This window comes from Skermanella aerolata KACC 11604, from assembly GCF_000936425.1.
GTDB lineage: Bacteria > Pseudomonadota > Alphaproteobacteria > Azospirillales > Azospirillaceae > Skermanella > Skermanella aerolata.
Map to the genome: position 1 here is coordinate 61,347 of NZ_AVFK01000028.1, position 13,319 is coordinate 74,665.

The 13,319-nt window shown below is 65.8% G+C and carries 16 protein-coding genes; 11 read left to right on the forward strand and 5 right to left on the reverse strand.

Annotation, left to right across the window (positions count from 1 at the left end; genetic code table 11):
• Window positions 1-15 precede the first annotated feature (15 nt).
• Genes N826_RS26660 through N826_RS26670 form a run of 3 tightly spaced genes read right to left on the reverse strand, consistent with a single transcriptional unit; the run spans window position 16 to window position 2,806 of the window.
• Window positions 16-813, reverse strand: coding sequence for an ABC transporter permease (locus tag N826_RS26660; protein WP_044433759.1), 798 nt, complete (start codon window positions 811-813; stop codon window positions 16-18).
• Window positions 813-1,658 carry an ABC transporter permease gene (locus N826_RS26665; RefSeq protein WP_044433761.1) on the reverse strand — a complete coding sequence of 282 codons (846 nt, stop codon included), beginning with the start codon at window positions 1,656-1,658 and terminating at the stop codon, window positions 813-815. The genes N826_RS26660 and N826_RS26665 overlap by 1 nt, the downstream gene beginning before the upstream one ends.
• Window positions 1,659-1,672: 14 nt before the next feature.
• Window positions 1,673-2,806 carry an ABC transporter substrate-binding protein gene (locus N826_RS26670; protein WP_044433762.1) on the reverse strand — a complete coding sequence of 378 codons (1,134 nt, stop codon included), beginning with the start codon at window positions 2,804-2,806 and terminating at the stop codon, window positions 1,673-1,675.
• 271 nt (window positions 2,807-3,077) lie between these two features.
• On the opposite strand from N826_RS26670, the gene N826_RS26675 reads away from it, so the two are divergent.
• From N826_RS26675 to N826_RS26720, 10 genes are all read left to right on the forward strand, one after another.
• Complete coding sequence (locus tag N826_RS26675; RefSeq protein WP_044433763.1) at window positions 3,078-3,767, forward strand: TetR/AcrR family transcriptional regulator; 690 nt, start codon at window positions 3,078-3,080, stop codon at window positions 3,765-3,767.
• Window positions 3,760-4,503 (forward strand): SDR family NAD(P)-dependent oxidoreductase, encoded by a 744-nt coding sequence (locus N826_RS26680; protein ID WP_044433765.1) that lies wholly within the window; start codon window positions 3,760-3,762, stop codon window positions 4,501-4,503. Before N826_RS26675 ends, N826_RS26680 begins: the two co-directional genes overlap by 8 nt.
• 61 nt (window positions 4,504-4,564) lie before the next feature.
• The gene (locus N826_RS26685; RefSeq protein WP_044433770.1) at window positions 4,565-5,569 is read left to right on the forward strand and encodes a dimethylarginine dimethylaminohydrolase family protein; all 1,005 of its coding nucleotides are present in this window, start codon (window positions 4,565-4,567) and stop codon (window positions 5,567-5,569) included.
• A 38-nt stretch (window positions 5,570-5,607) separates the two neighbouring features.
• A complete protein-coding gene (locus tag N826_RS26690; RefSeq protein ID WP_044433772.1) occupies window positions 5,608-6,060 on the forward strand; it encodes a hypothetical protein in 453 nt (150 codons plus the stop codon).
• 28 nt (window positions 6,061-6,088) lie between these two features.
• Window positions 6,089-6,544, forward strand: coding sequence for a hypothetical protein (locus tag N826_RS26695; RefSeq protein WP_084721218.1), 456 nt, complete (start codon window positions 6,089-6,091; stop codon window positions 6,542-6,544).
• Between the two features lie 40 nt (window positions 6,545-6,584).
• Window positions 6,585-7,706, forward strand: a complete 1,122-nt coding sequence (locus N826_RS26700; protein ID WP_044433775.1) for an ABC transporter substrate-binding protein — start codon at window positions 6,585-6,587, stop codon at window positions 7,704-7,706.
• 37 nt (window positions 7,707-7,743) lie between these two features.
• Complete coding sequence (locus N826_RS26705) at window positions 7,744-8,565, forward strand: MBL fold metallo-hydrolase (protein ID WP_052832101.1); 822 nt, start codon at window positions 7,744-7,746, stop codon at window positions 8,563-8,565.
• Window positions 8,562-9,323, forward strand: a complete 762-nt coding sequence (locus tag N826_RS26710) for a class II aldolase/adducin family protein (RefSeq protein ID WP_044433777.1) — start codon at window positions 8,562-8,564, stop codon at window positions 9,321-9,323. The genes N826_RS26705 and N826_RS26710 overlap by 4 nt, the downstream gene beginning before the upstream one ends.
• A 181-nt stretch (window positions 9,324-9,504) precedes the next feature.
• Entirely contained in the window at window positions 9,505-10,116 is a 612-nt protein-coding gene (locus tag N826_RS40525) for a hypothetical protein (protein WP_147040675.1), read from the forward strand.
• Between the two features lie 79 nt (window positions 10,117-10,195).
• The gene (locus tag N826_RS26720; protein WP_044433778.1) at window positions 10,196-11,218 is read left to right on the forward strand and encodes a TRAP transporter substrate-binding protein; all 1,023 of its coding nucleotides are present in this window, start codon (window positions 10,196-10,198) and stop codon (window positions 11,216-11,218) included.
• A 13-nt stretch (window positions 11,219-11,231) separates the two neighbouring features.
• Here N826_RS26720 and N826_RS26725 read toward each other — a convergent pair whose 3' ends face one another.
• The gene (locus tag N826_RS26725; protein WP_044433779.1) at window positions 11,232-11,774 is read right to left on the reverse strand and encodes a hypothetical protein; all 543 of its coding nucleotides are present in this window, start codon (window positions 11,772-11,774) and stop codon (window positions 11,232-11,234) included.
• 87 nt (window positions 11,775-11,861) lie between these two features.
• On the opposite strand from N826_RS26725, the gene N826_RS26730 reads away from it, so the two are divergent.
• A complete protein-coding gene (locus tag N826_RS26730; protein ID WP_147040673.1) occupies window positions 11,862-12,617 on the forward strand; it encodes a hypothetical protein in 756 nt (251 codons plus the stop codon).
• Window positions 12,618-12,952: 335 nt separating this feature from the next.
• Here the strand turns inward: N826_RS26730 and N826_RS26735 are convergent, their stop codons facing one another.
• The gene (locus N826_RS26735; RefSeq protein ID WP_044433781.1) at window positions 12,953-13,222 is read right to left on the reverse strand and encodes a hypothetical protein; all 270 of its coding nucleotides are present in this window, start codon (window positions 13,220-13,222) and stop codon (window positions 12,953-12,955) included.
• Window positions 13,223-13,319: the final 97 nt, after the last annotated feature.

Genomic DNA, 13,319 nt, shown 5'->3' on the forward strand with positions numbered 1-13,319 from the left:
GCAGGCTTTGCGGGCTCAGGGGTTTCGGGCGGGACGGCGGAGCGAGACGACGATCGCCGCCAGGACGCCCAGCGCGGTCAGCGCCATCAGCACCACCGCCACTGCAGCCACTGTCGGGTCGACGCTCTCGCGGATGCCGTCCCACATGCGGCGCGGCAGCGTGTAGACGGCCCGGCTCGACACGAACATGGTGACGACGATCTCGTCCCATGACACGATGAAGGCGAAGACGGCGGCGGTCGCGACGCCGGTGCGGATGTTGGGCAGGATGACGTCGATCATCGTGCGCAGCGGCGTCGCGCCCAGGCTGCGGGCGGCCTGCTCCAGCCGTGCGTCCAGCATGGACAGCGATGTCGTGACCGCGATGATCACATAGGGGATCGCCAGGATGGTGTGGGCCAGCACGACGCCGGCCCAGGTGTCGTAGAGCCCGATGGCGACCCAGGCGCGGTACAGCGCCAGCGCGCTGACGATCGGCGGGAAGATCATCGGCGCCAGCATGATGGCGCCGACCAGCCCGGCCAGCCACGGCCTCACCCGCCACAACCCGACGGCGCAGGCGGTGCCGAGGCAGACCGCCAGCACGGTGGAGGCCAGCGCCACGCCCAGGCTGTCGGCGATGCTGGACAGCCACGGCGCCGAGGTGAACAGCGTCTCGAAGTGGCGCGGCGACCACGCCCCCTGGGGCAGCGCGATGAAGCGGCTGTCGTTGAACGCCACCGGAATGGTGACCAGCCCCGGCAGCAGCAGGAACAGCGCTATCACCCAGGCGACCGCGAAGATCATGGGCCTCGCCCAGCCCCGAAGATCCATCACGAGGCTCCCAGCATCCGGCGCACGCCGGTGACGCGGCTGACGATCGCGATCAGCGCCAGCGTCGCCACCAGCAGCACGACCGACAAGGCGGCGGCCAAGCCCCAGCGCAGCGTCTGGAGCACGGAGATGCTGACATACTCGCTCAGCATCACGACCCGGCCACCCCCCAGGATGGCGGGCGTCACGAAGAAGCCCAGGCCGAACACGAAGACCAGCAGCCCGGCCCCGAACAGGGCTGGCAGCGTCAGCGGCAGGTAGATGTCGATGAATGTCCGGAACGGCGAGGCGCCGACGCTGCGCGCCGCCATCATCAAGCGGCCGTCCAGCCCGCGCATGGTCGCGAAGATCGGGAAGACGGCATAAGGCACCAGGTAGTGCACCATGCCGATCACGACCCCAAGCTCGTTGCGGACCAGCGGCAGAGGCGCCGCGATCAGCCCCGATCCCAATAGCGCCTCGTTGACGATCCCATTGTTCCGCAACAGGATCAGCCACGCCAGAGCCCGCACCAGCACCGACAGCCAGAACGGCACCAGCACGCAGAGCAGCAGGGCCAGCCGCTGCCGTTCGCCCATGTGGGCCATGGCATAGGCGACGGCATAGCCCAGCACCACCGCGATCACCGTGGTCAGCCCGACGATCCGGAAGGTCGTCAGCAGGATGCGGTGGATGCTGTCGGTCGCCGCGACCTGCTCGTACCAGCGGAGCGTCGGGGCGTCCAGCCCGCCGAACGACAGCGCCACCAGCTGCCCGATCGGGATCAGGAACAGCCCGCAGACCAGCAGCGCCGCCGGGAGGAGGAACCCGACATAAGGCTCCCCGGATAAGGGCCTCTTCGCCACTTCAGCGTCCTCCGTCAGCCGGAGATGCCGTCGATCCAGCGTTCGACCGCCGCGTCGTAGTTCATCTCGTACCACTCCTCGCTGCGGATCGCCTGGACCGCGACATTGTCGGCGTAACCGGGATCGATCCGGCGCAGTTCGGGCGGCAGCATGGCCGAGGCCGCCGGGTTGGACGGGCCGTTGCCGAGCAGTTGGAGCAGCTTGACCTGACGGGCGGGGTCGAGCATCGAGGCCATGAACTTCTGCGCCGCCTCCGAGCCGGCCGGGTTGCCTTTGGGGATCACGAAGGACGACGGGCAGAAGACGCCGTCGTTCCAAGTCCAGGTCACGGCGCCCTTGGTGTCGCGCTCCAGGATGCTGGCCCGCGTGTTCCAGATGTTGCCCATGACCACCTCGCCATCCAGGAACATCTGCTGGCTGCTGGCCCCGGATTCCCAATAGATCACGTCGTCCCCAAGCGAGCGCGCCTTGGCGATGGCCCGATCCAGGTCCGCCGGGTACAGGGCGTCCCGCTTGACGCCGTCTCCCAGCAGACAAGCTTCCATGGCGCCCATCTGGTACTTCCACATGGTCCGCTTGCCGGGATACTTAGCGGTGTCGAAGAAGTCGGCGTAGGTCGGCGGCTTGTCGGGGAATATGTCTTTCCGGTAGGCCAGCACGAAGCTGTAGGTGTAGTTGGCGATGCCGTGCGGCCACGCCCAGCCGTCCCGCACCAGCGACTTGTCGACCACGCCGTAGTCGACCTCCTCCAGCAGGCCCTGCTTGCCCAGCTGGTTGCACAGGAAGCCGTCGCCGTCGCAGATGTCCCAGCTGACCGAGCCTGACTCGACCATCGCCTTGATCTTGCCGGCCAGCGGGCTGCCGCCATCGACCCGTACCGGGATGCCGGTGTCGGCGGTGAACGGCTTGCCCCAGGCCTCGCCCATGCCGGCCACGGCATCGCCGCCGAAGTTGCACAGCACCAGCTCCGCCGCCTTGGCCGCCGCCGGGCTGGACCCGAACGGCAGCGTTCCCAAACCGGCCCCAACCGCTGGCAGGAGTCCGGCGGCGCCCAGCACCTTCAGGAAGTCGCGGCGGGCGAGGCGGCCAGCCCGTAGCTCGTCGGCGGCGATCTCGACCAGGTCGTCGTTGAATGTGGATCTCGTCATGTGAATTCCCTCATCTCCCAGCGGACGTCACCCTGATCGACGCCCCGCGCGTGGTTCCCGACGGACGAACCCGTTCCCTGTAGCAATTGCTTGGCGCCGACCGGATCGCGAGCGTCCGGCGGGCTCCCCCCGTCATGATCCGCGAGGGGTGTTTTCAGCGACAATGCTCGGGTGAGCGCAATTTGAAGTCAAGTCTAAAAAAAGAGTCGACTCCAAGTTCGCGTCGCGTATCATTCCTCGTGTTGGCGGCGGATCGAGGGTGTTTTTTCCGATGGCTGGTTTGAGGGCGCGGCACCGGCAAGCCCGGGTCGAGCAGGTTCTGAACGTCGCGTCCGAGCTGTTCGCCTCCCAAGGCTACGAGACGACGCGGATCGAGGAGATCGCGGAATCGGCCCAGGTGGCGCCCGCCACTGTCTACAACTACTTCACGACCAAGGCGAACATCCTGACGACGCTGGCGGTGCGCCACGTCCGGGCGTCCCTGCCGGAACGGCGGGCGCTGGTGCGCGATCCGCCCGCCGATCCGATGGACGCCATCCGCGCCTTCGAGAAGTTGCTGGCGGACCAGGCGCTGCGCACCCTCAGCCGGGAATGCTGGCGGGCGATCCTGTCCGCCCCCTACCGGGAGCCGCGCGGCACCGCCCATCGCGTGTCGCTTCGCTTCCAATGGCTGATCAAGCGCCACTACGTCCTGATGCTGACCGGCTTCCAGGAGCGCGGCACCATCAAGAAGGATGTTGACCTCGAGGTGCTGGCCGATCTGGTGACCGCCATCGGCACCTACCACTTCAGCCGCCTCGTCTCCGACGACGAGATGACGATCGACGACCTCAAGGAGGCGGTGGAGCGGCACCTCGACCTCGTCTTCGCCGGGGTGATCGCCCAACCAAACCCCAAGGCGCCCAAGCCCAAATCAACAGGGCCGAAACCAGCATCGAAGAGGAAGCAACGGGATGAGTGAATTCGCTGGCCGGGTCGCGATGGTGACGGGTGCTGGCAGCGGGATCGGAGAGGCGACCGCCCGCCTGTTCGCCGCCGCCGGGGCCCGCGTCATCGTCCAGGACATCGATCCGGAGCGTGTCGCCACCACCGTCGCCGCCATCAAGCGGGCGGGCGGCGAGGCGGTCGGGGCCGCCTACAGCGTTGCCGACGAGGCCAGCCTGCGCCGCAGCGTCGAGGAGACCGGCGGGGTGGATATCCTGGTCAACAACGCGGGCGTGCCGGGCTTCAACGCCGTCATCGAGGATATCGACCGCGCCGCCTACGAACGCCTGTTCGAGATCCATGTCTGGGGCACGCTGGCGGCGACCCGCGCGGTGCTGCCCGGCATGAAGGCCAAGGGCTACGGCCGCATCGTCAACATCGCCTCCAACCGCGGTCAGGTCGGGTTCGAGCGTTCCAGCCACTACGCCGCCGCCAAGGCCGCCGTGATCGGCTTCGCGAAGTCCTGGGCGCGCGAGTTCGCCCCGCACGGCATCCTCGTCAACGCGCTGGCGCCGGGTGTCGTCCGCAGCGGCATGACGCTCCGCTATGGCCAGGAGGCGCTTGACGAGGAAGCCCAGCTCAACCTCGTCAAGCGCTGGGCCGAACCGGACGAGATCGCGGGCTGGATCCTGTTCATCACCGGTCCGCGCGGCGGCTTCATGACCGGGCAGCTCGTCTGCCCCAACGGCGGCGATCCGATCGTCGGCATTTGACATCCAACACTTGTGACTCCGCGCGGATCGCCGGAGCGACCGAACAGGGAAATCCCGTGCCATGAGCGTGATGACCGAGAACGATTGGCGCTACAACCAGCTGATCAAGATATTCCCGTCGGAGGCCGAACCGGCCTTCGAGGATCCGGACCAGCTGACGCGCTGGTGGGGCAGGCCGTGGGGCTGCACCAACGACGTGGGACGCCTCCGCGTCGTGCTGATGCACCGGCCCGGCCCGGAGGTCGGGATCGTCGACACCTCCAAGCGCCTGGAGATGGGCGCCTTCGGCGACATCCAGGAAGGCTGGTACTGGCGCGGCGCCCAAGGCCCCGACCTCGCCGGCATGCGGGCCCAGCACGATGCCTATGTCGCGGTGCTGAAGGCCGAGGGGGTCGAGGTCGTCATGCTCGACGGCCCGGCGCCCGGCCGGATGAAGTCCTGCTACACCCGCGACGCCGTGATCGGCGTCGGCGGCGGCGCCATCGTGACTCGGCTCGGGCCGCGCATCCGGCGGGGCGAGGAGGTGCCGGCGACGCGGACGCTGGCCGCGCTTGGCTGTCCCATCCTGCGGACGCTGTCCGGCACCGCCGTGGCCGAGGGCGGCGGCTTCGCCTGGCTCAATGACAAGACCGCCGTGTTCGGCGTCTCGTCGCGCGGCAACGAGGAGGGCGCGCTCCAGATCGCGGAGGTGCTGCGCTCGCAGGGCGTCGAGCTGATCCGGATCGACCTGACCGGCTACCGCCTGCACATCGACGGCGTCTTCCTGATGATCGCGCCCGATCTGGCGCTGATCAATCCGACGCAGCTTCCCTTCAGCTTCCTGCAAAAGCTCAAGGCGCTCGGCATCGAGACGATCGAGGTCCACCACGAGGACAACCCCTGGATCATCAATGGTCTGGCGGTGGCTCCCCGGCGCGTGATCATCACGGAAGGAGCATCGGGCTACACGCTCGACCGCCTCGCGTCCCGTGGCGTCGAGGTGATCACGGTCCAGTACGATCTGGTGTGCTCGGGCGGCGGCGGGCCGCACTGCTCGACCGCTCCCCTGATCCGCGACCCCGTCTGATCCCGCCGGCTCATCCCCTGACTTCGAAGGAGGGGCCGATGCCCTGGACATCCACGGACCACGACCGCGTCGTCCGCTTCGTCGCCGCCAACCGCTTTCCGTTTCCGGGCCAGACTGACTGGCCCGCCGGCTACACCACCATCGCCAATTCAGGTTCCCACGTCATCGACACCCCGGACGGTCCGATCGCGCCCGACATCGTCATCTTGGACGAACGGGGCCAACCCTGCCGCCTGGGCGAGGTCGAGACCGCGATCGACGCCGCCGCCGTGGCGCGCTGGGCCGCCTGTTCGGCAGTCGCCGACACCCTGAACGAGACGGGCGTCAAGAACCTCTTCGTCTACGTCCCGAAGGGCTTGGCGGCCGACGCGCTCCAAGAACTGGACGACAACGGCATCTCGTTCGCCGGCCTGCGCGAGTGGGAAGTCGATGGCGAGACCGTGCGGGTGACGCCCTTCCTGACCCGGGGTGACCGCTACGATCATCAATAAAGTGGCCACCAATAAGATCGGAGAGGACATGCCCAGCACCCAGCACGACGCGGTCGTCCGCCATGTGGCGCGGACCCGCTTTCCCTTCCACGACCAGACCGACTGGCCCACCGACTACGTCACGCTGACCAATGTCGACCGTCCGACCCGCTCGATCCCGTTCGAGGGCGCCGAGCACTTCCCGGACATCGTCATCGTCAACACCAAGGGCGAGGTTCGCGAGATCGGCGAGGTCGTGGAGACGCTGGAAGACGCCCCGGTGGCGGCATGGCGGACCTGTTCGCTGACGGCGGACAACCTGACGGAGACGGGCGAGCGCCACTTCTTCCTCTATGTCCCCGCCGGTCAGGAGGACGCCGCCGTCGCCCTGCTCGACCGTCACAAGATCTCCTTCGCGGGCGTGCGCGGCTACGCGGTCGACGCCGCAGGTGCTGTCGCCATCGTCCCGCACGTCACCCGCGGCGATTCCAAGGACCATCGCTGAGTTCCCGACGCCCACCGCTCACCACAAGGAGACCGGCCCCATGTCACTCAAGGCCTTCAAGCTGGACAGGCTCCAGATCGGATTGGACGACCTCAAGGCGGGGCGCATCGAGCGCCGCGATTTTCTCAAGCTCGCCGGCGCCCTGGGCTTGTCCGTGCCGCTGGCAGGGGCCGGCCTTGGCGCCGGCGACGCGCTGGCCCAAGCCAACGAGATCGTCGTCTCCAACTTCGGCGGCGACGCCGCCACCTTCATGGCGGATGCCTGGGGCGCCCCCTTTACCCGGGACAGCGGCACGCCGGTCAGCATCGTCGGCGGCGCTCCGCTGCCGGGCAAGATCCGGGCTCAGGTCGATGAGCGCAACGTCATCTGGGACGTCTGCGATGCCGACGGCTTCATCGCCATCGATCTCGGACGCAAGGGCTACCTGGAGCCGATCGACTATTCCGTCGTCGACAAGTCGATGATCCGCGAGGGCTGGGCCTGGGAGCACGGCATCGCCAATTACGGCTTCAGCTTCGTGATCGCCTACGACGCCGGCAAGATGGGCGGCAGAACTCCCACCGGCTGGGCCGACTTCTATGACGTCGAGAAGTATCCCGGCAAGCGCACCCTGTGGAAATACATGATGGGAGCCGCCGAGGGCGCCCTCCTGGCCGACGGCGTGGCGCCGGAGAACCTCTATCCGCTCGACATGGACCGGGCCATCGCCAAGATGCGGACCATCAAGGACCACCTGATTTTCTGGGACAGCGGGTCGGAGACCCAGCAGATGTTCCTGGACGGGGAGATCGTGATGGGTTGCATCTACAGCACGCGCTCCAGCGTGCTGGAACGCGACACCGGCGGCAGGGTCAAGTGGATCTGGGAAGGGGCCAACTACTGTCCGGGCGCCTGGGTCGTTCCCAAGGGCAACCCGGCCGGCGCCAAGGTCCAGAAGTTCATCGCCTCGACCCTGATCCCGGAACGCCAGATCGTGCTGCTGGACAAGCTGGGCAATTCGCCGTCCAATCCGGCGGCGTCGGCGCTCCTGACCGCAGAGCAGCGCCGGATCGACCCCGGCTATCCGGAAAACCTCGCCAAGCAGGTGATCCGCGACGAGCTGTGGTACGCCGACCACTACGACGACGCGCTCAACAAGTGGATCGACGCCATCGCGGGCTGACGCCCGTTCGACATCATTCCCAATGAAGGAAACCGCGATGACCGGAACGCCGCCGGTGGCCGATCCCTGGTTCACGATCGAGGAGGTCGAACCCGGCGTCCACCGGATCACCGAGCCCCATTGCCACCGGCTGGTCCGGGCCAACTGCCATCTGGTCAAGGGCTCCGCGCGCGATCTCCTGATCGACAGCGGCATGGGCGTCGGCCGGCTGCGCGACGCCATCGCTCCCCTGATCGACAAGCCGCTCGTCCTGTTCACCACCCACGCCCATGTCGATCACCGGGGTGGCCATCCGGAATTCCGCGACGCCGAGATCCTGGTCCACCCGGCGGAAGCCGAAACGCTTCGGACCACCGCCGCGGTGGGCAGCCTGACCTTCGACCAGTTCGACCCCGATACCCTGCGCGGCTTGGCCGAGGCCGGGTTCGACACCGGCGGCCTGCTGGTGGACGCGGTCCCATGGCCCGGCTTCGATATCGCCGCCTGCCGCTCCGAAGGGGTCGAACCGACGCGGCTGGTGGGGGAGGGTGACGAGGTGGACATCGGCGACCGCCGGTTCCAGGTGCTCCACTTGCCCGGACACTCGCCCGGCGGCATCGCTTTATGGGAACAGGGCACGGGAACGCTGTTCGCCGGTGACGTCATCTACGACGGCATCCTGATCGATGACTTGCCAGGTTCTGACATACGGGATTATGTGGAGACCATGCGCCGCCTGATCGACCTGCCGGTCCGCGTCGTCCACGGCGGCCACCGCGGCGAGTTCGGCGGCGACCGGATGCGGGAGATCGCGTCCCTCTACATCGCCGGGCGGCAACGGACCAATCAGTCCCCAACATCGGAAATGGCACCGACATGATGCACGAAGCGGACGAACGGCAACTGCGGATCGACTTGGCGGCCGCCTACCGGCTGCTGGCCCACTACGGCATGGACGACCTGATCTACACCCACACGTCAGTTCGGCTGCCGGGGGAGGGGCATCGTTTCCTGATCAACCCCTACGGCATGACCTTTGACGAGATCCGGGCAAGCGACCTCGTCACGGTCGATCTGGACGGCCACCTCGCCAAGCCCGGGGCCGAGCCCGGTCTGGCGGAAGACCGCAGCCAGCGGGTCAACCCGGCGGGCTTCACCATCCACTCCGCGATCCACATGTCCAGGTCCGACGCGCTCTGCGTCATGCACACCCACACCCTGGCCGGGATGACGGTCGCCGCCCTCAAGAGCCCGCTCCTGATGCTCAACCAGATGAGCATGGAGTTTTACGACGACGTCGCCTACCACGCCTACGAGGGCATCGCGCTCGACTTGTCGGAGCGCGACCGCCTCGCCCGCGATCTTGGCGGCAAGCCCGCGATGATCCTGGCGAACCATGGCTTGCTGACGGTCGGCCGCTCGGTGGCCGAGGCCTTCTACCACATGTATTACCTGGAGATGAGCTGCCGCATCCAGGTCGCGGCGATGCAGACCGGCGCCGAACTGGCGATTCCGCCCGAACCGCTGGTGGCCCACGCCGCCACCCAGTTCGAGGCCGGCGCCACGCCCAAGGGAACGCGTATGTGGCCGGCGCTGCTGCGGAAACTCGATCGCCTTGATCCCGGCTATCGGGACTGACCGTCTGTTTGCGGACGGGGCGTGTCGCGCTGGCCCTGAAGAACATACTTGTCGAGCAGCTGCGGATGGCGGAAAAGCCGGCCCGGCGACGGCGCAGAATGCCGGAATAGCGCTCGGTGCGCCGGATTCCCTGAGTTCCGGACCGGAACGACGTACGGATGCGTTCGGGAACTTCCCGGCCGTGACCGAGGTTGGAAAGCCGACACAGGGCAGGGCCGAAACGATGGAACTCACCGATTATCCGCTGCTTCATAAAGCCGACTTGATGCTGACCTTGCTGAAGGTGGCAGCCCAGGGACCGGCTTCGCTTGAAGACGCGATCAAGAGGCTGAAGCAGAACCTGAAATCCGTGGGTGAGTCGCCTCCGGTCTCCGACGAGGAGTTCCGGACCCACTTGTCGGACGTGCAAGAACATCTCGTCCAGGCGGTTCTGCTGGCGCCTCTCGATGATGGCCGGCTGGCCATCACACCGCGCGGCATGCAAGCCCTGAGCGATCATCCCGGAGGGATCGACGACAGCGTTCTAATGGAATACCCGGAGTTCCGCGCCTTCGTCGAGGCGAGAGCCGGCCACCCGATGAAGACGGTCGGCGACGAGAGCCCTCCTGGCGACGACCCCCGGATAGCGGAGTTCGACCGGGGCATCGCCGCCTTCAACGACGGGCTGGACATCAATGACAATCCGTATTCCCGCGACACGCCGATGCACATCGCTTGGGAAAGCGGATGGTCGGAGGCGAAGGACGACGCGGTGCGCACGGGCGCATGGGCCGACAGATCCACGAACATCTGACCCTTGGGCGGTCCTTGAAGCAAGGTTAGGTTTTCAAACCGGCCGCAATAACAGAAGAAATATACGGGAGGATAACACCATGAATATGTCCATCAAAGGCCTGCTGCTAGGCTTGAGCATTCCGGCAATGCTCCTGACGTCGAATGCCGGAAACGCAGCCGACATCAAGGAACGCTCGATCAAGCTCGGCTACGGTATTCCCGAAGAGCATCCCTTGGGGCAGGGCGTGAACCGGTTCGCGCAGCTCGTCAGCGACAAGAGCGGTGGCAAGATCAAGGTGAAGGGCTACCCGGCAACCATGCTCGGCTCCGAAACGCAGATGATCTCGGCGACCATCGGTGGCGTCCAGCAGATGGTCATCCCGTCGTCGGCGGCGGTCGTCTCGAACGTCAAGGAATTCGCCCTGTTCGACCTGCCGTTTCTGTTCGCGAATGAAAAAGAGGCCGATACGGTCCTGGACGGCCCCGTCGGGCGGGAACTGCTCGACAAGCTGAAGGGCAGCAATCTCGTCGGTCTGTGCTTCTGGGAAAACGGTTTCCGGCATGTGACCAACAGCAAGCACCCGATCACCAAGGCCGAGGACCTCCAAGGACTGAAGATCCGGACGATGACGAGCCCCGTGTACATAGACTCTTTCAATACCCTGGGCGCCAATGCCGTTCCGATGTCCTTCACCGAACTCTTCACGGCTCTGGAAATGAAGGCCGTGGACGCGCAGGAAAATCCCTTTGGTATCATCCATGCCAGCAAGTTCGACGAAGTTCAAAAGTACCTGAGCGTTACCAGGCACTCCTACGCCCCCTACGTCGTGATGATCGGCAAGAAGTTCTGGGATGGGCTGTCACCGGATGAACAGGGCATTCTCACGGAATCCTGCGTCGAGGCGCGTGCCTACCAGCGCGGCCTGACGCGGGAGACCAACGCGAAGATCGTCGATGAACTCAGGGCCAAGGGAATGCAGATCAACGAGATCGATGCACAGGAAACGGCTCGAATGAAGGAGCAGCTCCAGCCTGTAATCGACAAGCATACGAAGACCATCGGCGAGGATCTGGTGGCCCGGACCTATGAGGAAATCGAGAAGGTCGGTACCCGGAACTGATCCGCACAGCCGGTCACCGCGGACGGAACGACCAGGACATGCGCGCGATGATGTCCTGGTAGAAGGGCTTCTGCTCGGTCGGAATATCGATGAACAGGGTGCTGGCCTCGGACGAGGCGCTGCTGATCGCCGTGCGCTGGTAGTAGATGCGGTCGCCGTCATGGCCGCTCAGCACGAACCAGTTTTCCTTCGAGCGCTCGTACGTGATCGACGCCGCCTTGGCCAGCAGGTTTCGCTTGGCGCGATCCATCACGTCGCGGATCGAGGTTTCCTGGCTCAGCGCAGCGCTCGATACCGAAAACCACGACAGGCCGTCGTCGGAGGTGAAACGGAAGCCGCCCGCCGTCGGGTTCATGACGGGAAACACCCGGATCGGATAACAGACGTTGGCTCCAAGGCTCTGGTGGCTAAAGCGCTCGAATGCGAGATCTCCTTGGTAGGTCTTGTAGTCGTTGCTGCCGGCTGGACAGTCCGCCGCGCGCGGGCTGGGCGCTCCAGCGGTAAGGATCGCAAGGAAAGTCAGAACCAGCAGCGCATTCGGCCGCTGGCGCCCCATCGGGGAACTGACACACTGCACCTCCTGTTGGGTTCGTGATCGCCGAAGAAACCGCATTCTTGTCTTCGCTCCGCTGAAGGAAATCACATGGCATACTCACCAAACAAGGCTACTTGCGCGGCGGTGATGGCCCTGACGCTTTTTTCTGCCAGCGCTGCCCTGGCCCAGCAGGACGCTGCAATGCCGGGAGCGCAGCAACGATCCGCCGATGAACGAACCGCTGAAGAACAAACCGCCAGGGGCTTGCTTGCCCGGCAGGGCGGGAATGCATTCGGACCCGTGACATACGAGCCGGACAATGCTCCCTTCGCCCTCCGCAACAACAACTGGGTCGCCATCAAGGGTCCAAACATCACCGGTGAATGGCCTGGGCAGACCGGCGCCAATCGGCACGGCTTCGCCCGGTTCGACGATCCGGCCTACTCGATCAGCAGCTTCATCGAACTGATGCGGGTCTATCACGATCGCCACAACGCGAAATCGGCGGCGGAGATCCTTCGGCGCTACTCGCCATCCGGTGACTGTTCGGGCGCTCCCTCCCTGCCGCCCGCCGAGCGGCGGGATGGTGGCGGCTGCGTCGAGAACCAGACGAATGCCCCGGTCACCGCGACGCGTGCGGCGCGCGCCGTCGGTCTCGCTCCGAGCGACGACCTCGACCTGTTCGGTCCCAATGGAGAGATCAAACACCCGGATCGCGTGAGGGCGCTTATCGACGCCGTCGTGACCCAGGAAGTGGGCGCCAGTCATTGCCCCCAGCCGCCGCGCGGCGAGAGCTGGATCGGCTGCAAGGTCGATGACGACGTTTATGCCCGCGCGGTCGATCTGCTGGACGGCAATGGCTGAGTCGATGACAAGGTGCGCAAGCGTCGGGGCCGAGAGGCCAGATTGATCCATCGTGATGAGCACGTACACGTGGCCCGCCGACGGGCACGTGCTCATCACAATGGGTAGCTGGTGGGAGGAAGCCGCGCACTTCATCAAGGACGCAGCGGAAGAGTCCGCCCGCAGACCCGGCACTGGTGATTTCCCCTGATCGGAGGCGCACCTCTACCCCCAATCACCCGCCCGACGGCAAGCTGGCGCGAAACCTGACATAGCTATAGTGGTGGAACCTGTTCGGCCACATCCTCGAACCTTGATGGGGTCGAGCCATGCGGCGTTCACCTGAAACGGGCCCGTTAACGCGTCGAGCCCGTAGCCGCCCACTCCTCGAACAATTCGCGGAACGGCCGGCCCCGTGTGCCAGGCTGCTCCGTCAGCACCAGGGCGAAATCGACGCCCTCCAAGCCGGGCGTGTGCATCACCTCGCCGACACGGAACGTAGAGAGCGCACCGCCCTCCTCGAACTGGATCAATTCCCCGATGCTCGGATCGAGTCTCAGGTCTTTGTCGCTCCAGACAGGCTTGTTACCCTCTCGTACAAGCAGGCAACGGCAGCGAATACTCATGGCTTTACTCCTGGTTACAAGATTCTGAAACGGGCGAGATCAGCAGCCGACAGTTGGAAGGACGGTCGGACCAGCTCTGCTACGTTCGACACGCGAC